This is a genomic window from Xanthomonas bonasiae (assembly GCF_014836395.1).
Lineage (GTDB): Bacteria > Pseudomonadota > Gammaproteobacteria > Xanthomonadales > Xanthomonadaceae > Xanthomonas_A > Xanthomonas_A bonasiae.
Genome location: NZ_JACSQX010000008.1, coordinates 212,761 through 238,728, shown reverse-complemented (window position 1 = coordinate 238,728; position 25,968 = coordinate 212,761). Strand labels below are relative to the sequence as shown.

The following is a 25,968-nucleotide window of genomic DNA, read 5'->3' as shown; positions in this document are numbered from 1 at the left end:
GCGGCGCAGGCGGCCAGCGCGCGTGACTAGTGGGCCGGCTCGGGGGGCTCGAACAGCGCATCGGGTTGCGGGCGGTATTCCACGCGCTGGATGTCCCATTGCTGCTGCTGTTGCAGACCGGTCTTGCCGCGATACGCAAGCACCAGGCCGGTGTCGCGATCCAGCCACATCGTTCCCTGGCGGGTCATGCCGGGGCCGCTCGCATTGGACAGCCGGTATCGCCACTGCACCGCCGGCCGACCGGCATGGACGCCGGTGTCGACACGTTGGCAGTCGGCGAACATGCCCAGGCCGGCGCACGGCTGTTCCGGGTCGAAGCGCAGCGGCCAGCGCATGCCGGGCACCGGCATGCCATCGCCCTGCTGTCCCACGATCCACCCGATGCTCGCGTCCTTGGTCAGGATCAGCGCGTACGGCGTACCGCTGGCGTCCTTGAACTGCACGCGCAGCGCATCGTCGCGGAAATACAGCGTCACCGGCTGCGGCGCGTCTTTGGGGCGGATCCGGCTCAGCCCGCTCAGTTGGTTGGTCGTCACCTCGGCCACGCCGGAGAACGCAAGCGCTTCGGCGCGCGCGCTTTCCGCAAGCGCGGGAGAGATCGCGAGCGCACATGCCAGCAGCGAACGCCAACGCATCACTTGTCCAGGTTGCCCTGTTTATAGATCGGCGATTGCATGCGCACGATCGCGTAGCTCTCGATGGGCAGGCGATTGGTCAGCGGTTGCAGCGGCGAGGATTCGAACGTGCCTGGCTTCAGATACTGCGATCGCCCGCCCAGTACCCAGCCCACGAACGGCACCACAAGCGGTGCGTCGTAGACGACCTTGATCTTGAGGATGTTGGCGTCCTGGACATTCACGCCGCTGCTGCCGATAGCGGTACTGCGATAGGCCAGTGTGTCGTTGGGCAGCGCGTACCTGCCGTCGTACTGGCGTTCCCGGAAGTTGCTCCACGCGGCGCGGGTCGGATTGATAACCGTGATGTGGCCGTGCATCTTCAAGGTTAGTTCCTTCTTGGCTCTCAACCGCGCCTCTGCCAGCCCAGCCAGGTCTTTGTCAGTGGCGAATAGCGGCATCATGCCTTTCTCAAAGGCTGTCCGCATTTCTCCTGGGTCCACGCCGCTCACCGCGCCGGCCCGCGCGGTCATCAGCGCGGCGTAATCGAGCGTCGATTTCATCCGGTACAGCAGCACCGCCTGGATGACGGCCAGCAACAGGAACAGCAGGACCGGGGTGATGATCACCAGTTCCACCATGGATTGGCCGCGCATCGAGCGCCGGCTGCGAAACTCCCGCACGCGTGTCTTCATGACCATGCTCCAGTGTCGGGGGGGGGGGGGGGGGGGGGGGGGGGGGCGGCGCCCCCCCCCCGCCACTGTTCGCCCTGCTGCGGTTGCAGCCGGTCCAGCGCGCCGCCATGGAATTCGATGGTGGCCACGGCGCGCCGGCAGGCCGCGGCCCGGTACGGCCTGACGTTCTCGCGCCATTCCAGGACGACATCGTCGCGCGCAAGGAACACCAGGTCCAACGGGTAGGCCATGCCGATGGTATGCACGCTGGCGCATGGCCGGATCAACAGGGCTTCCGATCCGTCCTCCGCCAGCGCCGGCCGCGCCAGCAGGCCGCGCATCCGCGACCACCAGGTGTCGGCGGACCACACGTGCGGGATGGACGCGCCCCGGCTGCGTTCGATGTGTCCGCGCTTCACAGGATTCCCTCCTGCAACATCTTCAAGTAGATGAAGTAGCCCAGGAACAGGAAGATCAGCGGGAAGAAGAACATCACCAGCGGCAGCATCATCTTCACCGGCGCTTCCAGCGCCAGCTTCTCCGCGCGCAGGAAGCGCTCTTCGCGTCGCTGATTGGCCTGCGCGCGCAGGGTGTCGCTCAAGTTGGCGCCGACCTTGTCGGCCTGGATCAGCGCGCTGGTGAAGCTGGTGATCTGGCCGATGTCCATGCGTTCTGCCATGCGCCGCAGCGCCTCGGCCCTGGGAAGCCCGGCGCGCAGGTCGCGGAGCATGCGCGAGAACTCCTGCGACAGCGCGCCGGCCGGGCCCTTGGCCACGGCCTGCTCGATGCCGCCGGTCACATTCAAGCCGGCTTCCACCGACATGGTGATGAAATCCAGGTAGACCGGCAGGTCGCGCACCACCGCCTTCTGCCGCGCCTTGCGGCGTTCGCCCAGCCACAGCGCGGGGTAGAGCCAGCCCAGCACACCCCCGAAGAACAGGCACATCAGCCCCGCCCCGATCGCGAGCTTGCCGAGCATCGCCGTGCACAGCAGGAATACCGCGGTCACCACGATCGCGCTGGCCATGCGCAGGCCGTAGAACTCTTCCGGGGTCAGGGTGAAGTCCTGCCCGGCGGCCTGCAGTTGGCGATGGGTCTGCTCGAGCTGGGTGACGCTGAGGTGCGGCGCGATGCGGCGCGTCAGCACCGTCACCAGCGGCCACATCAACTGCATCAATCGCGGCAGCGGATCGTAGTAGGTGCGATCCTCCAACTCGACTTCGCGGATCACCCCGCGCGTGCCGATGATCACCAGCGCGACGGCGCCGGCGGCCAGAAGAGCGACGAGGGCGAGCATCCAGGTCATACGTCGATCGTCATGATCTTCTTGCAGAGACGATAGCCCAGGTATTCCATGACCAGGCAGATGGTGATCACCACCCATCCGTGCCAGCTATGGAACATGGGCTGCATGGTTTCGCTGTACATCAGGCTGAGATAGCCGATCAGGAACACCGGCAGCATCGCCATGACGATGCCCTGCAACCGGCCCTGCGCGGTCAGGGACTTGACCTTCTTTTCCATGGTCAGGCGCCGGCGCAGCGTTTCGGCCAGCGTCGCCAGGGTTTCGGCCAGGTTGCCGCCCACCTCGCGCGAGATGTTCACCGCCGAGACGAACAGTTCGGCATCGGTGATCGGCACGCGCTTGCTGAAATTCTCCATCGCCTCTTCGGCGCGCACGCCCATGTGCTGTTCGCGCAGCACCAGCGCCAGTTCCTGCGCCAACGGCGGCTGCCCATCGTGCACCAGCACTTCCATCGCCGGTGCGAAACCCACGCCGGCACGCAGGCTGCTGGACAGCATCTGCAGCGCGTCGGGGAGCTGCTCCTGGATCTTTTCCAGCCGGCGCCGGCGCAGATATGCATAGATCTTGCGGGGCGCGAAGATCAGGAAGACGCCGATCAGCACCGCGATGACCAGGCTGCCGGTCAGCATCCAGATGAGCAGCGGGATGATCACCATCACCACGGCGCTGACCATGTAGACCTGTGCCGGGTCCATGAACAGGAACATGTCCGCCAGGTTCATGCGCGCCTGGTCCATGAAGCTCTCGCGATAGCGCTGCATGAACCGCTCGCCCGAACGCGCAACCAGCAGAACGCCCACCAAGGCGCCGCCGAACACCAGCAAGGCGATCAGCCACAGGGCCATCAGCGCGGACTTCCCTGGCTGCGGAAAATGTCCAGATCCACCGACACGCCACGCTCGGCCAGCTCCTCGTAGAATTCAGGCACCGCACCGGTCGCCACGAAGTTGCCGGCAACCTTGCCGTCCGGCCCGTGGTAGGTGGTCGGCTTGAACAGGAACAGGTCCTGCATCTGGATGGTGCCGCTTTCGATGCCGGTGATTTCGGTGATGTGGCTGACCTTGCGCGACCCGCAGGGATAGCGGCGCTGGTGCACGATGAGGTTGACCGCCGAGGCGATCTGCTCGCGTACCACCGTCATCGGCAGTTCCATGCCAGCCATCATCACCATCACTTCCAGGCGCGACAGCGTTTCGCGCGGGTTGTTGGCGTGCGCGGTGGTCAACGAACCCTCGTGGCCGGTGTTCATGGCCTGCAGCATGTCCAGGCTCTCGCCTCCGCGGCACTCGCCGACCACGATCCGATCCGGGCGCATGCGCAGCGCGTTCTTGACCAGGTCGCGGATGGTGATCTGGCCCTTGCCCTCCATGTTCGCAGGGCGGGCCTCCAGTGCGACAAGATTCGGCTGCACGAGCTTCAGTTCGGCCGCATCCTCGATGGTGACCACGCGGTCGCCATCGGGGATGAAGTTCGACAGGATGTTCAGCAGCGTGGTCTTGCCCGAGCCGGTACCGCCGGACACCACGATGTTGCGGCGCTCGCGCACCGCCATGATCAGGAAATCCAGCATCGGCTGGTTCAAGGAGCCGTATTTCAACAGGTCTTCGCCCATCAGGCGGCGCGTGGCGAACTTGCGGATGCTGATGCTCGGCCCGCGCAGGGCCACCGGCGGGATCACCGCGTTCACGCGCGAGCCGTCCTTCAGGCGCGCATCGACGAGCGGCGAGCTTTCGTCGATGCGCCGGCCCAACGGGGTGACGATCCGTTCGATCGCCGCCAGGCAGGCGCGTTCGTTGGAGAACACCACCTCCGACTTCTGGATGCGCCCGGCCCGCTCGATGAAGATATCGTCGTGGGCATTGACCATGATTTCGGTGACGGTCGGATCCTCGATCAGATCTTCCAGCGGGCCCAGACCGATGGCTTCGTCCAGCACCTGTTTGGCCAGGCGGCGCGGGTTGATGTCCGAGGGCAGGTCGGCGAACTCGCGCGCGAGGATGTCGTCGATCAGGTTGATGGTGCTGTCGCGGAGCGCGCCGTCGTCCATGCTGCGCACATCCATCCGGCGCAGGTCCATTTGCCGGACCAGCGCCATGTGCAGCTTGGTGCGCCAGCTGGCGATGTCCGGCGGCGGCGGGCCGGCCAGCACCATGTCGGTGGACGCCGGCGCGGCCGCCTGGGCTGCGGACGCCGCGTCGGCCGGCGCCGTTGCAGGTTCGGCCGCGCGCGCGGCGATGCCATCGTTGGCCGCCGGCGTGTGCTTGGCGATCCGCGCGTCGTCGCCACTCACCTTGAGCATGTAGTGCCCGATGCGGATTTCGTCCTTGCCGTCGATCGGGCCCTGCTTGGCCAGGACGACCTTGCCGTTGAGCGTGATCGGCTCGCGCCCGCCCAGGGGCAGTATGAAAACGCCCTCGTCTTCGCGCAGCAGCGTGGCGTGCTTGCCCGCGATATTCCAGCCCTGGAGCATCACCAGGTTGGCATCGCCACGGCCGATGCCGCACTCCCGATGCATGCATTTGACCTGGCGGGTATCGCGGCCTGGCGTATTGATCAGCACTGTGAACATGACGATGAACCTTCCGCACTACGTAGGGTGGATTACTTGATCAACTTGTCCTGCCTGGGGCTGATCTCGTCCTGCAAGCCCTTTTCGATCGCATCGCCGCGCTGCAGGTCCTGCAGGTTTTCCGGCGAGGTCGGACTGACGATGCGCGGGGTCACGAAGATCACCAACTCGGTCTTGTTGCCGCGGAACCCGTCGGAGCGGAACAGCTTGCCCAGGATCGGGATGTCGCCGAGGATCGGCAGCTTGTCCACGGCCTTGGAAGCCTCGCGATCGAGCAGGCCGGAGATGACGATGGTCTGGCCGGCGTTGACGTTGATTTCGGTCTCGGCGCGACGGGTCAGGAAGCCGGGCACGCCCTGCACCGACACCGAAGGATCGATCCGGCTGACTTCCGCCATGATCGAGGTGTTTACCTGATTGGAGGAATTGACCGTCGGGTTGATGTTGAGACGGATGCCGTATTCCTTGTATTCGATCTGGGTCTGCCCGAGCACCGACGGCACCACGATCGGCACCTCGCCGCCGACCAGGAACGAGGCGCTGCTGCCGCTCTTGGCGCTGAGCTTGGGCTGGGCCAGCACCCACGCCTTGCCGCGGCTCATCAGCAGGTTGATCTGCGACCCGATGGTGGTCGCGATGCCGAAGTAGCCCTGCGGTCCGGGCAGTTTGGTGGGCAACGTGTCCTTGACGTCCTGGAAGGTCTGGTTGTTCTCGGGAAGCACGCGAAAGAAGCCGTTCGTGGTGACATCGCGGATCAATCCGCCGATCGGACCGTCGATCGTGGTGTCCCAACGGATACCCAGGTCTTCCACCGCGTTCTTGTTGAATTCCATGATGGAAACGTCCATCTGGATCATCGGCCGCATGCCGACCGGATCGGCGCCGGCAAAGTTCAGGACCTGCGGATACAGCTTCTGCAATGCCTGGATCTTTGCGGTCGTGGCCGCATCGATGTCGTTACCGGAGATGACGACGTTGGAGCCGATCGCCCTCACGGTGACGCCAGGCGTATTGCCCAGCAACTCGCGTACGGTGTCGGCCACGCCTTCCGACTTGCCACCCGTCACCGTCACGCTGACATCGCGCTGGCTGCCGTCCGCCATCCACAGATGCACGTTGGTGTCGCCGGGCTTGGTGCCGATCATGACCAGTTCGGACTTGCCGACCGAAAACACGCTGAGCACCTCGCCATCGCCGACCGCGATGCGGCGCAGCGCACCGTGCACGCGGCGAACCACGGCCTCGCCTGCATAGACGGTCTGGGCAGGTTGCAGAGGCGGTGCCACCGACGGCTTCTTGTCGCCTGCCAGGGCGACGCCGCCCGAGGCGGTACCCGCTCCCAATTCCTGGATCTGCGATTCGGCCGCACGCTTGAATTGGTCGACCTGGCGACCTTGCGCGATCAGCCGCGCCTGCTCGGCCGCCGCCTCGTCGGACGGCGTGCCGGCGGCGGCGGGCGCCGCTGCAGGATGCGCCGCGGTGTTCGCCGCGGTCTTTGCCGCGGCCGGTGTGGCGGCCTGTTGGGCCGACGCGTTGATGCCTCCAATCCCCGCCAACAGGATGCCGGCCAGCCACGCCGCCGACCTGCCTGCCTTGCTTCTGCTACGGCCTGTTGCTTGCCTCATGCTCAACCCTTTCCGCCAATGATGAACTCAACGCGGCTGCTTCCGGTGCCGGTGCTTTCCGGATCGCCCGATCCCAGCGATCGCAGTAATTGACTCTCGCTCATGCCTGTCGCCGCGCCGGGCGAGGTGTCCTGGAGTTCGCGCAGCAGCACACGGACCGCGCCGACCTTCGATGCCATGGCCAGCTGTTTGGCCTGGTACTGGTCGAGCTCCAGGGTGACGCTGGAGAATCCAGCCGATTCGTTCGACTCCTCTCCCTCCTTTGGCGTGGGCGCATCGCCGATCCGGCTGCCGGCCGCCAGGACCTTGACCTTCTGCAGCAGCGGAAACACCTGGGCGCCGCTGCCCGAACCGGGCGCGCCGCTGGTGGAGGCATCCTTCACGAAGAAGATATCGATGAGGTCGCCCGGGGCGATCATGCCGGAGATCGAGTTGTTCTCGTCCACGCTCATCGTGTAGGCGACCTTGCCCTTGGGAATCAGCCGGGAAAACTGTTCGTACAACGGCACCAGTGCACTGGCGCTCAGCGGCGCGCCGCCACGGGCCGGGGCGCGCAGCATCCGGCCTTCGTACTGGCCGTGGTTGTCCGGCGTGACCGCATCGGCGGGCGCGAATTCGGCCGGGATCGGCCGCGATGCCAGATCGCTGCCTTGCAGGATCGCGCCCTGCGGCAGGTCGTTCACCGGCACGGCCACCTCGACCATCGGCCGGGTGTCCTGGGTACGCTCGGCGACGGTGGTGCGGATGTAGCTCACCGCGATGAAGGCAGCGAAGGCCGCCATCACCACGGCGACGATGATGAACAGGACGTTCTTGCTGAGTTTTGGTTTCTGCATGAAGAGTTGCCGTCGAGGCAGGCCGTGGCGAGGGAATGGAGGTCAACCCACCAGGATGTCGGACGCCGAGATGGCGTAGACAAAGGCGGCATAGAGGTCTTTCAGGGCGGTGACCACGTCGGTGATCACGTTCGGATTGGCGATCAGCACGATCACCAGCGCCATCACCACCACGGTGTACTCGATCGTGGATTGACCGCGTTGGGTGCGCTTGCAGGGCATGCCGGAGCGGATCATTCGACCACCGCCACGACCACGGTGCCGGTCTTGCCGCGGCTGGAGGTCACCGTGATGCGTTCCTCCTGGCGGATGAAGCGGCCGACGCAATGCGGACTCGTCGCCGCGCAGGCCGACGAGGAGCTGTCCCGCACGTAGCCTTGCGCTGCGAAGTAGCGCGTGTAGTACTGCTGATTCTGCAGCGGCGTATAGCGGTTGAGCATGCTCAAGGTCCTGACATGGCGCGGCGTGTCCATGTAGACGATGTCTTCGGCGACCTGCGTATCCGGCAGCCGTCCGAAGCCCTTGCCGACGCCGTCCGCCGGCAGGTCGTTCTTCGGGAGCTGCATGACGCCGATCTGGCCGCGCGTGCTGGTGGCATCTCCGCTCAGTTCGACGGTGACGTAGTAGCCGCCCGCCTCCATGTGGCCGAGCACGGTCTTGTTGCCCACCGGAGTGGCGACCACGCCCTTGCCCCATTCCTGCCGATAGAACCGTTCCACCTGGCTCGGCGGCGCGGGCACTGTGAAGCGGCTGGCGCGCATGGAAATGCCGTTGTAGACCATGTGATCGGACACGATCTCGCCCGAGGCCTGTTCGGGCACAGGCACATCCGGCCAATCCGCCGCGCGTGCATGGTGGGTGGCGAGCCCCAACAGGACCGGGCCCACCATCTGCGCGAGCAGGCGGCTGGAAGGTCGCTCGCTCATTGCTTGGCCGGGTAATTGGCCAGCTTGTCCGCGGGGACGACATCCGGCTCGATCGTGCCGATTTCCAGGTCGCCGAGCGATCCGACCATCGGCATGATCGGCTCCAGCACCTTCAGGGTGTCGAAGATGCCATCCAGCCCTTCGAAATACGACAGCGGCGCCAAGGGCTTCACGGTACCGACCACACTGCGCGGTCCGCTGCGTGGGCCGGACGCGTTCCAGGCATCCGCGAGCAGGGTCTGGTGGCGCTTGTCGACCAGGTTGAGGTTGTCCAGCGGCTCCAGGAAATGCGCCGGCCGGCCATCGGCGGTCTTCAGGTCGCGGTAGTTCAGCGCCACTTCCGCGGTGACGTAGCCCTTCCGATTGGGCGGAAAGGCGTTGTCGAAATAGTTCTTCGGCAACAGCGTCGCCGCTTCATCGACGTAGCCGGGTGAATTGGCGTTGGCGGTCCGCGTGACCGACAGGTCGTTCTTTTCCAGCAACTTCTTGTTCGAAAACGTATTGAGCATCTGGTCGCCGAACGCACCGCTGCCGCTGCTGGACGTCGCCGACCTGATCGGCGCATCGGCATCGGCGAAGTTGCGGTCGAGCGCTTTGCTCTGCAGTGCGCCCCGGGTCGGCGGCTGGTAGTTGTTGGCTACCGTGGCTTCCCAGGCCGCATTGCGTGCGGCCTGCATCGCCATCTGCTTGCCGTGCCCGAGCTTGGCCACGACCGGGATCAGCAGAAAGAGCGGGACCAGCACAGCGGCGCACACGGCCAGTTCCACCATGCCTTGCCCGCGCATGCGGCGTGGCGACGCAATGGACATCGTTTTCATCCTGCCTGCTCCTTGCCTGCCACCTCGCCGGCGGGGTCCTCGGGAAGCAGTCCCTTGCCAAGGCTGAACGACTTGACCTGCAGCAGGCAGCCATTCCCGCCTTGCAGCGGCTTGGCTTCCAGGGGGATGGAATTCAGGTAGTTGCCCGCGCTGTCCACCGTGCAGCCCGCCGCATCGGCCGGCGCCTCGGCGAATCCCCACTTCATGCCGCCGGACCACATGCACACTTCCTGTTGCCCGTTCTGCCACCGGGTGCAGGGCTGGCCCTTGATCTGGCCGTCGCCCATGAGCTTCCAGCCGGTGCCCTGTACGTCCTGGCGCTCCTGGGTACGCGCGCCGCTGTCGATCGCCTCGTACATGCCGGTCGCGTCTTCGATCGCGTCGTGGTCTTCGTGTTGCTCGAGCTTGGCCAGGCATGCGCTTCGCCCGTCTTCGCCATCGGCGCCGAGCGTCCAGCTGACCTGGTGCGCGAACTGGCGTCGCGCGTCGATCATGATTTCGACTTCGCCGGTGCCCAGCTTGGCTTCTTCCTGCGCTGAGAGCGCGCGCGTCGGCATGCCGGAGCCGCTGCAGGCGTCCAGCTTGGCGCGATAGTTCTTGCGCTCCATGTTCTCGCCGCCCACGCGCGATTCCCATGCCAGAACGACATGCAGCGCGGGCAGCGATTTGGCGCCGCCATCGGAAGACGAGGCCTCCAAGCCGCCTTCGGCTGCATCGCGCGAATGGCAGCCGCCGGTGAAGGCAAGCAAGGCCACACAGCCTGCGGCGAGGGCACGGGATCTTTTTTCGAAGAACATCATGGAGCGGCCACCAAAAGAGTACGGTCCGCCGCTGGTGTCTGCACCAGGCGGGCCTGCCAATACGGACTGAACAAACTGCCTTTTTCGAATTTTCCGTCGCCCTTGCCCCAGACCGAACGCCGGAAGGCGGCGAGCTCATGTGGCCTGTTGAAATAGACCTGCGCACTGGCCATCGCCCGCAACTGGTTTCCGCGCGCCTCGTCCTTCAGTTCCATGCGGCCACGCCCGATCTTGAGCGTGGAACTGGTGCGCGCCTTTTCGATCTTGGTGCCCACCTCGACCGTATAGATCGGCCCGGCATTGGCGCCGTCGGGAGTTTGCGAATAGGTGCTCTTGACGTCGTGATACTGAGGGCTGATGCCGTAGCGGTAGCCATTGAAAAATGCTTTGTCGCGCTTGAAATCCTCGATCACGGCAGGGTCGCCTTCGATGAACCGGCCAGCGATATCGCTGCGCTTGGTGCCGTTGTAGGCCTTGTAGGTCCTGTTGTCGTAGGGCGATTTCCATCCACGCCCGTTGCTCATTCCCCCGAAGAAATTCGGCTTGCGGCCATCGACGGCTTGAGTGCCGCCCCAGCCCAGCGGAATCTTGACGTCGTCGAGCGGCCAGGGAAGAGGAAGCTTGAATTGGAACGCATCCACGGCCGACCAGCGATCGTATTCGACCATGTCCGTGCCGCCGTTGTTGTTGAACACCCCGAATGCGGTGCCGTCGCGCGCGCGCGTAAACGTGTCGCGCGATGCCATCACCACGTTGCGGTAGCGTTCGCCGCCCGGGTTGGTGCTGGTCAGGCCTTTGCGCTGGCCGGGGCTGTAGCGTTCCAGCTGGTTGCCCGCCGAGACCACGTTCTTGGCCAACACGCCCTTGCCGACCATGGTCAGCTCCGCATCTGGTGCGTTGTCCTTGACCACCTTGTTGGCCAGGAGAAAGACGTTGGCTTCCGATGCGAGCGTTCCGACCGCCGCATCCGCCGCAAGCGCATAGGGGTGGTCGAGCACCTGGTCCAGCACTCGGATTTCGCCGTTCGCCACCTGCATGAAACCTTGCCGGAAGACCTTGAGCGCCTTGTTGATCGCGGTCATGGCGCGATCGAGCGCGATCAGCACCTCGCCCAGGCCAGGCACCCAGAACAACAAGGTCTCGGCGACCTTGGTGAATTCCCCAAAATGCACGGAAGTAGAGTGCACCATCGTCAGCCACGAATTCAGGCTGACCGTTTGTGCGATCGCCACTTCGTTGGCGACGCGTCCGCGGTTCAAGTAAGCGGCGAAGTTGCGCGCGCGTGCCTGCTCGACCGCGATGCTGTAAGCCGCGGCATCGGCGGCATTGGTGATTTCCACTTTCTTGCCGACGACCTGTCCGGTGTTGAAGGTCACCAACAGGCCAACGCACAGCACCATCAGGAACGCCAGCACCATGGGCATCGACTGCCCCGACATGTCGGGGCGGACACGTCCCAGCCGTGGCGCGACATTCCTTGTAGACGGATCGGCGGCTGCGATGATCCCCATCTGGTGTCCTTCCGGAAAAACGCTTCGCTAAGAACGCCATGGATGCGTTCAGCTCGGCTGGGTCCATTTAAAGGTGCTGATCAGGAAAAACGCCGAGGCGTGCCCGCGGCGGTGACAACGACAGGCCACCATCTGCCCTGCTGGGCAGATGGTGGCGAAGGCCTTACTTGTTGCCGTTGTACGCGGCCATGCCCTTGTCCTTGTCGGCCTGGCTCTGCGCCTTGCCGGCGTTGGTACCGGCGCGGTTGATCATCTGGCTAGCGTCCTGCTTGCCCGACAGTTCCTGCGCCATACCGGCGACCTGGCTGCGGACGGTGCCGCCGAAGAAGGTAAACACGCCGATGGCGGCGATCGCGATCAGGGCCACGATGATGATGTACTCGGTCATACCCTGGCCGAGCTGCTTGCGGCCGAAACGAATGTGCCTGCGTTGGTTCTTCATTGAATCCTCTCCTTGGCTCTGGCGCCCACTGGACCGGCAGCACACTTACGTCCGCGCGGTTGCGTGTAGGCGTGTGGGTTGCATAAGTGAAAACATGCACAGATATGAAACTTGTCCTTGGCCCGCATTTGACATCTGATGGCAAATGTATCTCGGACGTGGGCACTTTATAGTCAAAATATTGCCGGTTCAAGAAAACTACCGTTAATGTCTTAGCTAAAAATGTGATGTTTATCCAACAATTGAGTCAAACTTTAGGCGCGACGTTCCATGAATCGATTCACTCTGTGCTGATTTCAGAATGCACGCTTATCCAGGGCGGTACGCGGCGAATTCTTGACTCGGCGCGGCTATGCCCTTGGAGCCCTTAGATGAATGGAGAATTCCTTTTTTATTTGGTCCCGGCGCACTGCTGGAGTCAAAAGCCGGAATAGGGATGCGCAAGACGCATCGCCAAGTGGTGGAGAACGACGGTATGGCGAGAGCCTGCGATGACTGACGCTGGTCCCATCGCTTTCACCTCTAAAGGTTTGGCGAGCGTGTCGAGAATGGCCGGCGACAGAATCTGCGCAGGCAGCGGCACCAGGGCTTCGCTGCGTGGGTTGACCGCCACCGATCGCCAAGTGCCTGCCGGCGTGGCGGCGACTACCAAGGCATCGATCTACGGCTGCATGGCTTCGCAGACGCCGCAGGTGTTGCCGGCGTCGACGATGCCCTTGTCCCTGGCATAACCGGGCGCCAACGCCCGGACGACGTGCCGCTGCGATGTTTGATATCGGTTCTTGCAGCCTGACGCGCGCAAGCTGGGCGCGCCAGGGCAGCATTCAATTAAATGCGCAACCCCACGCCACGGCGCAGGAGCCACAACGCCAGCGCGCTGAGCACCGCGACGAAGCCCAGCATCAGCGTGTAGGCCACCCATACCGGCACTTCGCTGCTGCCGAGCAGACCGTAGCGGAAGGCGTTGACCCTGTAGAAGATCGGGTTGGCGTGGGTGGCGGTCTCGGCCCAGCCGGGCAGCGGCTTCACCGACGCGTCCTCCCTGGTCGCGATGGCGCCAAGGATCGGGATGCGCATCTGGTGGTGCCCTCTGGCGATGTGGAATCCGCCGGCAGAGCCGCGCTAGCCCTTTGTGTCCTGCTTGGCCAGCGGGCCGATCAGGGTCTCGATCCCGGCGCGTACCTCGGCGCACTGCTCGCGATAGTGCGCCTGGCGTTGCGCCAGGTCCTGGGCGCCGCCTTGCGCCTCGATGGCGGCCATCAGCTTGCGGAAATCGTCGAAGCCGGCGCGCATCGCAGCGTCGTGCGCGGCCGCATCGAAGGTCACGTTCGCGGCCAGCGCGCGCTCGCGCGCGGCCTGCTGCAGCGCGTCGGCAAGGCGGGACATCTCGGCCGGCGGCAGGTCGCAGTAACGGGCCTGGGCCAGCTGCGTGCCGTCGGCCTCGCCCAGCCGGTACAGCGTCTCGGCGCTCGGATCCTGGCCGGCCGCGGGCGCGTCAGCCGGCACCGCGGCGGCGCCGCACAGCAGCCACAATGACAGCGGCCCGATGGCGCGGCGCGCGCTCAACTGCGCAGTCCCACTCCACGCTTGAGCAGCCACAGCGCCAGCGCGCTGAGCACCGCGACGAAGCCCAGCATCAGCGCGTAGGCCACCCACACCGGCACGTCGCTGCTGCCGAGCAGGCCGTAGCGGAAGGCGTTGACCATGTAGAAGATCGGGTTGGCGTGGGTGGCGGCCTCGGCCCAGCCGGGCAGCAGCTTCACCGAATAGAACACGCCGCCCAGGTAGGTCAGCGGGGTCAGGATGAAGGTCGGCACGATCGCCACGTCGTCGAACTTCTTCGCGTACACGGCGTTGATGAAGCCGGCCAGCGAGAAGATCGTGGCGCCCAGCAGCACCGTGGTCAGGGTCACCAGCGGGTGCGGGATGCGCACCGGGGTGAAGAACATGGCGATGATCAGCACCAGCACGCCGACCATCAGCCCGCGCAGCACCGCACCGGCCACGTAGCCCCACAGGATCACCCAGTTCGGCATCGGGCTGACCAGCAGTTCCTCGACGTGGCGGCCGAACTTGGCGCCGAAGAAACTGGAGCTGATGTTGCCGTAGCTGTTTTGGATCACGCTCATCATCACCAGGCCGGGAACGATGAACTGCATGTAGCTGTAGCCGCCCATGTCGCCCACGCGCGAGCCGATCAGCCCGCCGAAGATCAGGAAGTACAGGGTCATGGTGATCGCCGGCGGCACCAGGGTCTGGCCCCAGATGCGCAGGATGCGTTTGACCTCGCGGCGCACCACGGTGCCCAGCGCGACCCAGTTGCGCTGGGCCGGGGTGGTCTCGGGGAGGAGGGATTGCGGTTTGGCAGTGGTATTCATTGGCGTCCAGCGAAAGAGGGGTCAGGCGGCGGCGGGCGGCTGCTTCGGCGAGTCCGGCGCCGAGGCCGGGCCGCTGGCGCCGTCCCGGTTGTCGCCGGTGAGGCGCACGAACAGTTCCTCCAGGCGGTTGCTCTTGGTGCGCATCGAGCGCACGCGGATGCCGGCCGCGCCGAGCGCGGCGAACACGCGGTTGAGGTCCATCGCCCGCGGCATGTCCAGGTCCAGCGTATGCGCGTCCTGCGCGAGCAGGGTGGTGCCCTCGATCGCCGGCAGCTGCGCCGGCAGTTCGCCGTCGATGTCGAGCAGGAAGCCTTCCACGTCGAGCTTGGCCAGCAGTTCGCGCATCGGTCCCTGTTCGACGATGCGGCCGCGGTCGATGATCGCCAGGTTGCGGCACAGGCTCTCCGCTTCCTCCAGGTAGTGCGTGGTCAGGATGATGGTGGTGCCGGCGGCGTTGATCTCGCGCAGCACGCGCCACATGTCGCGGCGGATCTCGATGTCCACGCCGGCGGTGGGTTCGTCCAGGATCAGCAGGCGCGGCTGGGTCATCATCGCGCGGGCGATCATCAGCCGCCGCTTCATGCCGCCGGACAGGGTGCGGCTCATCACCTGCGCCTTTTCCCACAGGTGCGCGCGCTTGAGTTCCACTTCCGCCTGGCGCTCGGCCTGCGCGCGCGGCATGCCGTAGAAGCCGGCGTAGTTGACCAGGATGTCGAAGGGCTTCTCGAACAGGTTGAAGTTGATCTCCTGCGGGACCAGGCCGAGCAGGCGCATCGCCGCGCTGCGCTGGGTGCTCAGGTCGGTGCCGAACACCTCGACCTGGCCGGCGCTTAGGTTGACCAGCGAGCTGATGATGCCGATCAGGGTGGACTTGCCGGCGCCGTTGGGGCCGAGCAGGGCGAAGAAATCGCCGGGCAGCACGTCCAGCGACACGCCGTGCAGCGCCTGCACGCCGTTGTCGTAGGTCTTGCGCAGCTCGCGCACGCGCAGCGCGGGCACCGGGGAGGGGAGCGGGGAGGCGATATTCAAGGCGGACCCTTTCGCGCCCTGTTGACGGCGCTGAAGAAATGCAGCCGCTATTATAGAAGACCTCGTGGGCTCGGCCCCGGCCATAGACTGTTGCATCCGCGTGCCTGCCCAATTCCCGTTGAAACTGGTCGACCGCCACATGCTGGCCCCGGCCGTCGGCCACTACCGCTTCGTCCGCGACGACGGCCAGCCGCTGCCGTTCGTGCCCGGCCAGTTCGTGCAGGTGCACTTCCACTACGCCGACGGCACCGCCACCAAGCGCAGCTATTCGCTGGCCACCCGCCACGATCCGTCGCAGCCGGCCGATGCGACGGTCGAGATTGCGGTCAGCTTCGTCGCCGGCGGCGCGGCCACGGCCTTGTTCGAAGGCCTGGAGATCGGCGGGCAGGTCTGCGCCAGCGGTCCGTACGGCCGCTTCTGCCTGAACCAGGGCGACAGCAACCGCCGCTACCTGCTGATCGCCACCGGTACCGGCGTCACCCCGTATCGCTCGATGTTGCCGCTGCTGGAAGCGGCGATGGCCGAGCGCGGCGCGGAGGTGGTACTGATGCTGGGCGCGCGCACGCCGGCCGAGCTGCTGTACGGCGACGAGTTCCGCGCCTTCGCCGACGCGCATCCGCGCTTCCGCTTCGTGCCGTGTTTCTCGCGCGAACTGCCCGCCGCGCCGCATGCGGACGTGCGCCACGGCTACGTGCAGCAGTTCCTCGGCGAGTTCGCGCCGCAGGCCGACGGCGATATCGCCTATCTGTGCGGCAATCCGAACATGGTCGACGCCTGCTTCGATGCGCTGAAAGAGGCGGGTCTGCCGGTGCAGCACATCCGCCGCGAGAAGTACGTCAGCAGCAAGTAGCGCCTGCGCGCCGTCGCTCGCCATGCGCCGGCGCCTGGTGGCTCGCTTCCTGCGCGCGCCGGACATCGCTCCGGGCGCTGCAGTGGTTGCTCGGCAGGGGACCCGCGCCTCGGCTACGCGGCCGAGGTCAGGCGTTGCCGGGTGTCCTTGATGTCCTTGCCCGGCGGCATGCCGAACATGCGGCCGTATTCGCGCGTGAACTGTGGAACGCTTTCGTACCCCACCGCCGAGGCCGCCCGGCCGATCGTCGCGCCTTCCGCCAACAGCAGGCGCCTGGCCTCGATCAGGCGCAGCTGCTTCTGGAACTGCAGCGGGGTCAGCGAGGTGATCGCGCGGAAGTGCACATGGAACGTCGACAGGCTCATTCCCGCCGCGTCCGCCAGCTGCTCCATGCGCAACGGCCTGGCGAAGTCCGAGCGGATCCTGGCCACCGCGCGGCCCACCCGCCGGGCATGGCTGTCGGTGACGCCCAGCGCGCGCATCGCGCCGCCGTGCCGCCCCGACAGCAGCCAGTAGTGCAGTTCGCGCAGCAACTGCGGGCCCAGCACGGGGACCGACGCGGGGCGGTCCAGCAGGCGGATGAGCCTGTCGGCGGTGTCGGCGACTTCCGCCTCGGTCGGATCGACGCGTACCGGCGACCCCATCGCGAAAGGGGTCGTGCCCATCTCGGCCACCAGCGATGCGATCGTGGCCGGGTCCAGCTCCACCACGCAGGCGTAGTAGGGCGCGGCGAGCGAGGCACGGGTGATCTGGCTGACCGTGGGCACTTCCGCGGTGACCAGCAGGGACTCGCCGGCACCGAAGTCGTAGCTGCTGCTGCCCATCGTGACCTGCTTCCTGCCCTGCAGCACCAGCGCCACCAGCGGCCTGCAGATGGCGTAGTGCAATGGCGTCGGCCGGGTCTCGCGCAGGATCGCAAGCCCGGGCAAGGGCGTGCGCGCGACCCCGGCCTCGTCGACGTTCGCATCGGCGTAGCGACGCGCGGTTTCCAACAGATTCGCAGGCATAAGCAGACCCTAGCGCGTGGCCGCAGCGGGCACAATCGAGTTGGATGATTGGGCAAGAAATCCGGAAGAAAAGGCAGGGGTGCGCTCATTTTTTGCGGGGAAACGAGGGGTTCCTGAGGTTCGTTAGTGCGAATTCGGGGCGAATAGGCAAGAAATGGGCGGGATCGGGAAACTGCGCGAGGGCGTTCCGTCCGATCGTCTCTCCACCCCGCAACATCCACCCCGCTGGAGATTCCCATGACGTCGATCACCCTCATCACCGGTGCCAACCGCGGCCTCGGCCGCAATACCGCCATCAGCATCGCCCGCCGTGGCGGCGATGTCCTGCTGACCTACCGCAATGGCGCCGACCAGGCCAAGGCCGTCGTCGCCGAAATCGAAGCGATGGGCCGCAAGGCGGTGGCCTTGCCGCTGGACGTGAGCGACGTGGCGTCCTTCGGCGCTTTCGCCGACGCAGTGCGCAGCGCCCTGTCCGGCACCTGGTCCCGGACCAACTTCGACCACCTGCTCAACAATGCCGGCCATGGCGAGATGGCCATGCTCGCAGAGACGACCGAAGCCCAGTTCGACACGCTGTTCGCGACCCACGTCAAGGGCGTGTACTTCCTGACCCAGGCGCTGCTGCCGCTGATCGCCGATGGCGGCCGCATCGTGAACTTTTCCTCCGGCCTGACCCGCGTGTCGATGCCGGGCTTCTCTGCCTACGCGGCCGCCAAGGGCGCCGTCGAGATCCTGTCGGTCTACATGGCCAAGGAATTCGGTGGCCGCGGCATCGCGGTGAACACCGTGGCCCCGGGCGCGATCGAAACCGACTTCCTGGGCGGCGCGGTGCGCGACCTGCCCGATCTGAACAGGCAGTTCGCCGACATGACCGCCCTGGGGCGCGTTGGCGTGCCCGACGACATCGGCCCGATGGTCGCCAGCCTGCTTGGCCCGGACAACCGCTGGGTCAACGCGCAGCGGATCGAGGTGTCGGGCGGGCAGGTCATCTGACCGACGGTCCCGCGAGGCTCGGAGGGCGTCGGCCTGCTGGCCGGCGCCCTTTGTGCGGCGACGGCAGAGCGCGCGCAAGGATGCGGCCTGTGTGCGATCGCAGCGCGACGGAGCTGCCGATGTCGCAAGGAGACGGATGCGCAGTGCGATCGCAGAGAGGCCCTGCGCGACTGTCTGAAAACGCCTCCGTGCCTGGCCACGACGCAGCTGCCGGCGCGATGCCGAGGTACGTGTTGCGGGAGTCGCGCGTGCGGCAATCGCGCGCGACGCCAACGCCAACGCCGATGCCGATGCCGACGCTGCGACCCTGACGGATTGCACGACGGCATCGCCTGTCACCAGCGGCTGTAAAGGACGCTTGACAGCCGCTGCCGGCGCGCGCATCCTCCTGTAAAGCGTGCTTGACAGGGGGATGTATGCGAAACGTCGTGATGGCATTCGATTGGTGCCGGTCGGAGACGGTCGGCGCTGCGGTCGGGGCGCGGCCGTGAACCGCTGCAAGCGCAGCGCGATCGTGGTGCTGGGCGTGAGCGTCGCGCTGCTCGCGGTCACGCCGTGGCTGCGGCTGTTGCGCGGCGACGACTATTTTCGCGGGCTGTGGTTCGGGCTGTGCATCGGCGGCATCTTCCTGGCGCTGATGCTGTGGTGGTCGTCGGGCAGCCTGCGCGACAGCGCGGTGCCGGCGCTGGCGCGCCGCTACTACCGTGAACTGGGTCCGCCGATGCTGATGTACGTCGCGGTGATGCTGTGCTGGAGGCGCCTGCTCAACAGTGTCGAGGCGGACTGGGCTCGGGTGCTGATCGCGCTGCTGCCGGCGCTGCTGGTGGCGCTGGTGATCCGTGCGGTGGCGCGCTTCGTGCGCGACTCCGACGAGATGCAGCGGCGCATCGAGCTGGAGTCCATCGCCATCGCCGCCGGGCTGGTCGCCGGCGGCTACATGACCGCCGGTTTCCTGCAGGCGGCGGGCACGATCGCGGTGCCGGCGGCGGCGGCGATGTTGTGGGTGTTCCCGCTGCTGTGCGCGACCTACGGCATCGCCAAGGGCGTGAATGCGCGCCGCTACCAATGAACAGCCGCATCCGCGAACTGCGCGAGGCCCGCGGCTGGTCGCAGGGCGAGCTGGGCGAGCGGCTGGGCGTGTCGCGGCAGACCATCAACGCGCTGGAAACCGGCAAGTACGATCCGAGCCTGCCGCTGGCGTTCCGTATCGCGCGGCTGTTCGCGCACAGTATCGAGCAGGTGTTCCTGTTCGACGATTCCGAGTAGCCCTTCCGACCTGCCATCGGTCACCTACGACGCCATGCTCCGGCATGGCATCCTGCAAGCCATGAACTCAAGGATGCGAACCATGCGACACCCATGCAGACCGCTCGCCGTCGTCGCGGCGACCTTGCTGCTCGCCGCCTGCCAAGGCGGACACGGACCGGCCCCGCAGAATGCGGGGCGCAGCTACGGCACGCTGCGCTTCCATCCCTGCACGTTGACCAGTCCGGTCGCGTCCAACAACGTCGAGGCGCAATGCACGCGCATGCCGGTGCCGGAGAATCCGGCGGTGCCTGGCGGACGCAAGATCGAGCTCAACATCGCCTGGTTGCCGGTCACCGGCCAGGGCGGCAGCGATCCGGATCCGGTGTTCTTCCTCGCCGGCGGCCCGGGCCAGGCGGCGACCGAGGTGGCCAGCATCGTCGACATGGCCTTGCGCGAAACCCGCAAGCGCCGCGACGTGTTCCTGATCGACCAGCGCGGCACCGGCCAGTCCAATCCGCTGACCTGCCTGGGCGCGGACGGCAAGGAAATGCAGCTGGCCGATCCGGCGCGCGCGCCCACCGCCAGTGAGCTGCTCGACTACGCGCGGCGTTGCGCGCAGTCGCTGCAGGGCCGCGCCGATCCGCGCTACTACACCACCACCCAGGCCATCGCCGACCTGGATGCGGTGCGCGCCGCGCTCGGCACGGACAAGCTCAACCTGATCGGCGGCTCCTACGGCACCCGCGTCGCCCAGCAGTACGCGGCGCGCTATGCGGCGCACACCCGCAGCGTGGTGATCGACGGCGTGGCGCCGAACGACCTGGTGGTCGGCGGCGAATTCGCCACCACCTTCGAGGATGCGATCAAGCTGCAATCGGAGCAGTGCAGGGCCACCCCGGCCTGCGCCAAACGTTTTCCCACCGACACCCGCGCGCAGCTGCGCACGGTGGTGGAGCGGCTGCGGCAGGCGCCGGCGGACGTGGACTATCGCGACCCGGCCAGCGGCGAGAGCAAGCACGACCGGGTGACCGCCGACACCGTCACCAGCCTGGCGTTCTCGTTCTCGTACGCGCCGCAGACCGCGTCGCTGTTGCCGCTGGTGCTGGACGAGGCCGCGCACGAGCGCTATGCGCCGCTGATGTCGCTGGCGAAGATGATGGGCAAGCAACTGGACGGGCAGATGAACCGCGGCATGCAGTGGTCGGTGATCTGCGCCGAGGATGCCGACCGTTACCACCCGCCTGCCGCCGGCGGCGAAACCCTGCTCGGCCCGGAGGTGGCGCAGATGTTCTTCGCCGCCTGTCCGGCATGGCCGACCGGGACGCGCCCGGCCGGTTTCACCGCGCCGTTCAAATCCGAACTGCCGGTGCTGCTGACCTCCGGCGAGCTGGATCCGGTGACCCCGCCGCGCTATGCCGCGCGCGTGTTGCAGGGCCTGCCCAACGGCCGCCACCTGGTGGTGCGCGGCCAGGGCCACGGCACCATGACCCTGGGCTGCATGCCCAAGCTGCTGAGCCAGTTCTTCGAGAACGCCGATGCCAAGCAGCTCGACGCCACCTGCCTGGACGCGATGAGCGGCGTGCCGGCCTTCACTTCATTCAACGGATGGGAACCATGAGCCGCGCAGCGTTTCGCAGGGGAGAGTGCGCATGATCGTCGCCGACAATCTGCACAAGGCGTTCAAGACCAAGGCCGGCACCGTGAAGGCCGTGCAAGGGGTCAGCTTCGAAGCCGCCGACGGCCAGATCACCGGCCTGCTCGGTCCCAACGGCGCGGGTAAGACCACCACCTTGCGCATGCTGTACACGCTGATGACGCCCGACCAGGGCCAGGTGCGCGTGGACGGCATCGACGTGGGCGCCGATCCGCTGGCGGTGCGCCGCGCGCTGGGCGTGCTGCCCGACGCGCGCGGCGTGTACAAGCGGCTGACCGCGCGCGAGAACATCGCCTACTTCGGCGAACTGCACGGGCTGTCGGCGGCGCGCATCGCCGAGCGCACGCGGCTGCTGTCGGCGGCGCTGGACATGGACGACATCCTCGATCGCCAGACCGAGGGCTTCAGCCAGGGCCAGCGCACCAAGACCGCGATCGCGCGCGCGCTGGTCCACGATCCGCGCAACGTGATCCTCGACGAACCCACCAACGGCCTGGACGTGATGACTACCCGCGCGATGCGCGGCTTCCTGCGCGGGCTGCGCGAGGAGGGGCGTTGCGTGATCTTCTCCAGCCACATCATGCAGGAGGTGGCTGCGCTGTGCGATCGCATCGTCATCGTCGCCAAGGGCACGGTGGTGGCCGCCGGCACGGCCGACGAACTGCGTGCCCTGACCGGCGAAGACAATCTGGAAGACGCCTTCGTCAAGGCGATCGGCAGCGACGAGGGACTGCACGCATGAGCCTGTTTCGAACCGTTTTCACCGTAATGCGCAAGGAATTGCGCGACCTCGGACGCGACCGCCGGACCCTGGCGCTGGCCCTGCTGCTGGGCCCGCTGCTGTACCCGGCGCTGATCCTGGGCATGGGCGCGCTGGCCGAGAGCCGGGTCAGGACCCAGATCGACAAGCCGCTGAACATCCCGGTGATCGGCCGTGAGCGCGCGCCGAACCTGGTCGCGTTCCTCGCCGCGCAAGGCCTGAACGCGGTCGCCCCGCCCAAGGACCTGACCGCGGCGATCCGCAGCCAGGACGTGGACCTGGCGCTGAAGATCGACGAGGACTACGCCAACGCCTGGCGCGAGGGGCGGCCGGCGCTGGTGGAGATCATCAAGGACAGCACCCGCCGCGATGCCGACATCCCGACCACGCGCGTGCAGACGGCGCTGAGCATGTATAGCCAGCAGGTCGGCGCGCTGCGGCTGTTGGCGCGCGGCGTCGACGCGCAGGTGGCGCGGCCGCTGGACATGGCCGTCCAGGACCTGGCCACGGCCGAGGCCAAGCGCGGCGTGCTGCTGGCCATGCTGCTGCCGGTGCTGCTGAGCATCACCTCGTTCATCGGTGGCGCCTATCTGATCCTCGACGCCACCGCCGGCGAACGCGAGCGGCAATCGCTGGAGCCGCTGCTGGCCACGCCGGCGTCGCGCGGCGCCATCGTCAGCGGCAAGATCGCCGCCGCATGCGTGGTCGGGCTGGCCTCGCTGCTGCTGACCCTGCTCGCGTTCAAGCTCAGCGCGCAGGTCGCCAGCGGCATCGGCCGCCAGCTCAACGTCAGCTTCGTGGCGATGCTGCAGATGCTGTTCGTGCTGCTGCCGATGCTGTTCATCGGCACCTCGCTGCTGACCCTGCTGGCCGCCGCGGCCAAGAGCATGAAGGAAGCGCAGAGCCACATGACCTGGCTGATGCTGCTGCCGATGCTGCCCGGTTACGCGTTGATGGTGTATCCGCTGAAGACCACGCTGTGGCAGTTCGCGGTGCCGTTCCTGGCGCAGAACCAGATGCTGCTGAAGATCATCCGCCGCGAACCGATCGACCTGCAGATCTGGGCGGTGTACCTGGCCGCCGGCTTCGGCCTGGCCGCGGTGCTGTGGCTGGCCGCGGTGCGTCGCTACCGGCAGGAGCGGTTGGCGATATCGGGGTGAAGCCGGGATTGGGGAGTCGGGATTGGAGATTCGTAAGAGCGAAGGGCGTTCCTGCAGCGATGCATTTGCGCTGCTTTTACGAATCCCCAATTTCGACTCCCCAATCCCAAAAAAAGCCCGGCGGAGCCGGGCTTTTTTCTTAGCCGCCGGGATTGAACGCCAACGTGCGCCGCGTCGTGACCGGCGCGCTGACCGGCTCGAAGCGCCAGCGCTTGGTCGCGTTCAGCGCTTCGCGGTCGAACACCCGTGCCGGGGTGGCGCGCAGCACGCGGGCGCTGGTGACCGAGCCGTCGGTGCCGACGGTGATCTCCACCAGCACTTCGCCGGCGGTGCCCGAACGCAGCGCTTCGGGCGGGTAGCGCGGCGCCGGGGTGCTGATCGCGCGTAGCGATTGGGTGCTGGCGGTGGCGGCCGCCGGCGGTGGCGTGGCCGCAGGCTGTGCGGCTGCCGGAGCCGGGGTCGGCGCGCTGCGCGCGGCGGCGGCCTGGCGCTCGGCTTCCTGGCGCGCGCTCTCGCGGCGCGCGGCTTCCTGTTGCGCGGCGATCTGCTGCGCGGCCTGCGCCTCGCTGGCCTGCTGCTGCGCCTGCTTTTGCTGCTCGGCCAACAGCTTGGCCTTCTGTTCGGCCTCCTTCTTGACCTTGTCGGTCTCTTCCTGGCTGCGCTGCGCCGCGGACTGCATGCCGTTGCTCACGCCCAGCTTCAGCCGCGGCAATGCCGGCGCCTGGCTGTCGATCTTCTCGATCAGCGCGACCAGCCGCTGCGCTTCCGGGAAGTCCTCGCGGTTGATGCTCTGCTCGGCGGCGATCAGCGTGTACGGCATCAGGTCGGTCAGCGCGCTCTTCACCCCGGCGTCGTCCGGCTGCTTGTCGCGCAACGCCAGGTAGTACTCGACCGCGTTGTTGCCGGCCGGCGCATACATGCGGTTCTCGCGCAGCGCCTGGCTGGCCGACTCGTGCAGCTGCTCGGTGCCCATCGACTGCACCTTGGCCGAGACCGGCGGTGCGGCCGGCGCGGTTGCCGCGGGCTTGGCCGCCGGCGCAGCGGCCGGGGTGGTGTCCTCCTGCTTGGAACAGGCGGCCAACGCGGCCAGCAGCAGTACCGGCGCCATGCGGCGCGCCTTCGCGAATGTCGTTACCTGCAACATGCTTCCCCCTAATCCCCGGTGATGGCCATGAATACGCAGCGGTGGTTCTCCCGCGCAGCCGGTCCGGCTCCCCCGTCCCTGCCAGCGCACCCCACCTGCCAATCTAGCATCCGCTCCGGCCGCGTGCTTGACGGCCGCGTGGCGGCGGCCGGAAAAGCGTGAGCCCGTGCACGCGAGGTCAGTGCGCCGGTTTCGGCGGCGCGGACATCAGCCGGTCGGTCCAGGCGATGCCGATCGCCGACAGGATGAAGATGCCGTGGATGATGGTCTGCCACAGCACGCCGGTCTGGGTCAGCGTCGCACAGCTCTTCAGGTCCACCGTGGCTGCGGCGCTGGCCAATTGGTCCGGCGAGCACAGCGGCATGCCGCCCAGCGCGCCGACCGCGATGAAGGTCTTGAGCAGGTGGATCGAGGAGATGCCGATGATCGACAGCGCCAGCTTCACCTTCAGCACGCTGGCATTGACGTGGCTCAGCCACTCCGGCTGGTCCGGATGGCCTTCCAGGCCCAGCCGCGAGACGAAGGTCTCGTAGCCGCCGACGATCACCATCACCAGCAGGTTGGAGATCATCACCACATCGATCAGGCCGAGCACGATCAGCATGATCTGCTGCTCGCCCAGGCTCGGCGCCTCGTGGATCAGGTGCCACAGTTCCTTGCCGAACAGGAACACGTAGACGCCCTGGGCCACGATCAATCCCAGGTACAGCGGCAGCTGCAACCAGCGCGAGGCGAAGATCAGGCTGGACAGCGGATTCAGGCGGGGGCGCGGAGGGCTCATGGCGTGGTATCGAATGCTGCGTTGCAGGAAGGCGCAGGGTACTGGCCCGCCGTGATGCTGCCAAGCGCACGGCGCGGCTACACTGGACGCCCCCGTTTCCGGACCGCCGCCATGATCGATCTGTACTACTGGCCCACGCCCAACGGCCACAAGGTCACGTTGTTGCTCGAGGAAGCCGGCCTGGACTACACCATCAAGCCGGTCAACATCGGCGCCGGCGAGCAGTTCGCGCCGGAGTTCCTGGCGATCTCGCCGAACAACAAGATGCCGGCGATCGTGGACCATGCGCCGGCCGACGGCGGCGCGCCGCAGAGCGTGTTCGAATCCGGCGCGATCCTGCTGTACCTGGCCGAGAAGACCGGGCGCTTCCTGCCGGCCGATCCGCGCGGGCGCATCGTCGCGCTGGAGTGGCTGTTCTGGCAGATGGCCGGGCTAGGCCCGATGAGCGGGCAGATGGGCCACTTCAATGTCTATGCGCCGGAGAAGATCGGCTACGCGATCGACCGCTACAACGCCGAGGTGCGGCGCCTGCACGGCGTGCTCGACAAGCGCCTGGCGCACAGCGAGTACCTGGCCGGCGCCGAGTACGGCATCGCCGACATGGCCAGCTATCCGTGGATCGAGGTGTACAACGGGCTCACCCCCGACTACGCCGCGTTCCCGCATCTCAAACGCTGGCACGACGCGATCGGCGCGCGCCCGGCCACGCAGCGCGCCTACGCGCTGAAGCAGCAGGTCAATCCGGACGCCGGCAAGCCGCTCAGCGACGCCGAACGCAAGCATCTGTTCGGCAAGCGCTGAGCCGTCCGCGTCACGCTTCTCAAACCGCCGGCACGCGCGCAT

The 25,968-nt window shown here is 66.8% G+C and carries 29 protein-coding genes and 1 pseudogene; 8 read left to right on the top strand and 22 right to left on the bottom strand.

The window, feature by feature from the left end; all coding sequences use genetic code 11:
- Positions 1–26: 26 nt before the first annotated feature.
- The 19 genes and pseudogenes from H9658_RS15005 to H9658_RS14915 form a co-directional block, all read right to left on the bottom strand.
- A complete protein-coding gene (locus H9658_RS15005; RefSeq protein WP_191825933.1) occupies positions 27–635 on the bottom strand; it encodes a hypothetical protein in 609 nt (202 codons plus the stop codon).
- Positions 635–1,309 carry a TadE/TadG family type IV pilus assembly protein gene (locus H9658_RS15000; RefSeq protein ID WP_191825932.1) on the bottom strand — a complete coding sequence of 225 codons (675 nt, stop codon included), beginning with the start codon at positions 1,307–1,309 and terminating at the stop codon, positions 635–637. Before H9658_RS15000 ends, H9658_RS15005 begins: the two co-directional genes overlap by 1 nt.
- On the bottom strand, positions 1,306–1,707 hold the full coding sequence (locus tag H9658_RS14995) for a DUF192 domain-containing protein (protein WP_191825931.1): 402 nt from the start codon (positions 1,705–1,707) through the stop codon (positions 1,306–1,308). Before H9658_RS14995 ends, H9658_RS15000 begins: the two co-directional genes overlap by 4 nt.
- Positions 1,704–2,594 (bottom strand): type II secretion system F family protein, encoded by an 891-nt coding sequence (locus H9658_RS14990; RefSeq protein WP_185814917.1) that lies wholly within the window; start codon positions 2,592–2,594, stop codon positions 1,704–1,706. The genes H9658_RS14995 and H9658_RS14990 overlap by 4 nt, the downstream gene beginning before the upstream one ends.
- A complete protein-coding gene (locus tag H9658_RS14985; RefSeq protein WP_191825930.1) occupies positions 2,591–3,439 on the bottom strand; it encodes a type II secretion system F family protein in 849 nt (282 codons plus the stop codon). The genes H9658_RS14990 and H9658_RS14985 overlap by 4 nt, the downstream gene beginning before the upstream one ends.
- The gene (locus H9658_RS14980; protein ID WP_191825929.1) at positions 3,439–5,163 is read right to left on the bottom strand and encodes an ATPase, T2SS/T4P/T4SS family; all 1,725 of its coding nucleotides are present in this window, start codon (positions 5,161–5,163) and stop codon (positions 3,439–3,441) included. Before H9658_RS14980 ends, H9658_RS14985 begins: the two co-directional genes overlap by 1 nt.
- A gap of 32 nt (positions 5,164–5,195) precedes the next feature.
- A complete protein-coding gene (locus tag H9658_RS14975) occupies positions 5,196–6,719 on the bottom strand; it encodes a type II and III secretion system protein family protein (RefSeq protein ID WP_225209994.1) in 1,524 nt (507 codons plus the stop codon).
- Positions 6,720–6,790: 71 nt separating this feature from the next.
- The gene (cpaB, locus tag H9658_RS14970; RefSeq protein ID WP_191825928.1) at positions 6,791–7,624 is read right to left on the bottom strand and encodes a Flp pilus assembly protein CpaB; all 834 of its coding nucleotides are present in this window, start codon (positions 7,622–7,624) and stop codon (positions 6,791–6,793) included.
- A 42-nt stretch (positions 7,625–7,666) separates the two neighbouring features.
- Entirely contained in the window at positions 7,667–7,861 is a 195-nt protein-coding gene (locus H9658_RS14965) for a hypothetical protein (protein ID WP_185814921.1), read from the bottom strand.
- A complete protein-coding gene (locus H9658_RS14960) occupies positions 7,858–8,451 on the bottom strand; it encodes a hypothetical protein (RefSeq protein WP_318241379.1) in 594 nt (197 codons plus the stop codon). Before H9658_RS14960 ends, H9658_RS14965 begins: the two co-directional genes overlap by 4 nt.
- A gap of 95 nt (positions 8,452–8,546) precedes the next feature.
- Positions 8,547–9,359 carry a TadE family protein gene (locus H9658_RS14955; protein WP_225209993.1) on the bottom strand — a complete coding sequence of 271 codons (813 nt, stop codon included), beginning with the start codon at positions 9,357–9,359 and terminating at the stop codon, positions 8,547–8,549.
- Positions 9,360–9,364: 5 nt separating this feature from the next.
- A complete protein-coding gene (locus H9658_RS14950; RefSeq protein WP_191825985.1) occupies positions 9,365–10,168 on the bottom strand; it encodes a hypothetical protein in 804 nt (267 codons plus the stop codon).
- Entirely contained in the window at positions 10,165–11,679 is a 1,515-nt protein-coding gene (locus tag H9658_RS14945) for a pilus assembly protein TadG-related protein (protein ID WP_191825927.1), read from the bottom strand. Before H9658_RS14945 ends, H9658_RS14950 begins: the two co-directional genes overlap by 4 nt.
- Positions 11,680–11,842: 163 nt before the next feature.
- The gene (locus tag H9658_RS14940) at positions 11,843–12,121 is read right to left on the bottom strand and encodes a pilus assembly protein (RefSeq protein WP_184413945.1); all 279 of its coding nucleotides are present in this window, start codon (positions 12,119–12,121) and stop codon (positions 11,843–11,845) included.
- A 418-nt stretch (positions 12,122–12,539) separates the two neighbouring features.
- Entirely contained in the window at positions 12,540–12,773 is a 234-nt protein-coding gene (locus tag H9658_RS14935; protein ID WP_191825926.1) for a hypothetical protein, read from the bottom strand.
- Between the two features lie 176 nt (positions 12,774–12,949).
- Positions 12,950–13,153 (bottom strand): annotated as a pseudogene (locus tag H9658_RS14930) (ABC transporter permease); the annotation flags it as partial.
- Between the two features lie 90 nt (positions 13,154–13,243).
- Positions 13,244–13,687: a hypothetical protein gene (locus tag H9658_RS14925; RefSeq protein ID WP_191825925.1), complete on the bottom strand. Its 444-nt coding sequence runs from the start codon at positions 13,685–13,687 to the stop codon at positions 13,244–13,246.
- Positions 13,684–14,499, bottom strand: coding sequence for an ABC transporter permease (locus H9658_RS14920; RefSeq protein WP_191825924.1), 816 nt, complete (start codon positions 14,497–14,499; stop codon positions 13,684–13,686). The genes H9658_RS14925 and H9658_RS14920 overlap by 4 nt, the downstream gene beginning before the upstream one ends.
- 21 nt (positions 14,500–14,520) lie before the next feature.
- Positions 14,521–15,528 (bottom strand): ABC transporter ATP-binding protein, encoded by a 1,008-nt coding sequence (locus tag H9658_RS14915; RefSeq protein WP_225209992.1) that lies wholly within the window; start codon positions 15,526–15,528, stop codon positions 14,521–14,523.
- Positions 15,529–15,628: 100 nt separating this feature from the next.
- On the opposite strand from H9658_RS14915, the gene H9658_RS14910 reads away from it, so the two are divergent.
- Positions 15,629–16,378 (top strand): ferredoxin--NADP reductase, encoded by a 750-nt coding sequence (locus H9658_RS14910; protein ID WP_191825923.1) that lies wholly within the window; start codon positions 15,629–15,631, stop codon positions 16,376–16,378.
- A 113-nt stretch (positions 16,379–16,491) separates the two neighbouring features.
- Here the strand turns inward: H9658_RS14910 and H9658_RS14905 are convergent, their stop codons facing one another.
- Positions 16,492–17,385, bottom strand: a complete 894-nt coding sequence (locus H9658_RS14905; protein ID WP_179571046.1) for an AraC family transcriptional regulator — start codon at positions 17,383–17,385, stop codon at positions 16,492–16,494.
- Between the two features lie 237 nt (positions 17,386–17,622).
- On the opposite strand from H9658_RS14905, the gene H9658_RS14900 reads away from it, so the two are divergent.
- From H9658_RS14900 to H9658_RS14875, 6 genes are all read left to right on the top strand, one after another.
- A complete protein-coding gene (locus tag H9658_RS14900) occupies positions 17,623–18,378 on the top strand; it encodes an SDR family NAD(P)-dependent oxidoreductase (RefSeq protein WP_191825922.1) in 756 nt (251 codons plus the stop codon).
- 487 nt (positions 18,379–18,865) lie between these two features.
- Positions 18,866–19,447, top strand: a complete 582-nt coding sequence (locus H9658_RS14895) for a hypothetical protein (RefSeq protein WP_191825921.1) — start codon at positions 18,866–18,868, stop codon at positions 19,445–19,447.
- The gene (locus tag H9658_RS14890) at positions 19,444–19,644 is read left to right on the top strand and encodes a helix-turn-helix transcriptional regulator (RefSeq protein WP_003472309.1); all 201 of its coding nucleotides are present in this window, start codon (positions 19,444–19,446) and stop codon (positions 19,642–19,644) included. The genes H9658_RS14895 and H9658_RS14890 overlap by 4 nt, the downstream gene beginning before the upstream one ends.
- Positions 19,645–19,726: 82 nt before the next feature.
- Positions 19,727–21,244 (top strand): alpha/beta hydrolase, encoded by a 1,518-nt coding sequence (locus tag H9658_RS14885; protein WP_179571043.1) that lies wholly within the window; start codon positions 19,727–19,729, stop codon positions 21,242–21,244.
- Between the two features lie 31 nt (positions 21,245–21,275).
- Positions 21,276–22,022: an ABC transporter ATP-binding protein gene (locus H9658_RS14880; protein ID WP_191825920.1), complete on the top strand. Its 747-nt coding sequence runs from the start codon at positions 21,276–21,278 to the stop codon at positions 22,020–22,022.
- A complete protein-coding gene (locus H9658_RS14875; protein ID WP_179571041.1) occupies positions 22,019–23,200 on the top strand; it encodes an ABC transporter permease in 1,182 nt (393 codons plus the stop codon). Before H9658_RS14880 ends, H9658_RS14875 begins: the two co-directional genes overlap by 4 nt.
- Positions 23,201–23,339: 139 nt before the next feature.
- Here H9658_RS14875 and H9658_RS14870 read toward each other — a convergent pair whose 3' ends face one another.
- Together H9658_RS14870 and H9658_RS14865 are read right to left on the bottom strand one after the other, a co-directional pair.
- Positions 23,340–24,344, bottom strand: a complete 1,005-nt coding sequence (locus tag H9658_RS14870; RefSeq protein WP_191825919.1) for an energy transducer TonB — start codon at positions 24,342–24,344, stop codon at positions 23,340–23,342.
- A 178-nt stretch (positions 24,345–24,522) separates the two neighbouring features.
- A complete protein-coding gene (locus H9658_RS14865) occupies positions 24,523–25,125 on the bottom strand; it encodes a TIGR00645 family protein (protein WP_191825918.1) in 603 nt (200 codons plus the stop codon).
- A 111-nt stretch (positions 25,126–25,236) separates the two neighbouring features.
- Between H9658_RS14865 and H9658_RS14860 the strand changes: the two genes are divergently transcribed.
- A complete protein-coding gene (locus tag H9658_RS14860) occupies positions 25,237–25,926 on the top strand; it encodes a glutathione binding-like protein (RefSeq protein ID WP_179571038.1) in 690 nt (229 codons plus the stop codon).
- The last annotated feature ends 42 nt before the right edge of the window (positions 25,927–25,968 follow it).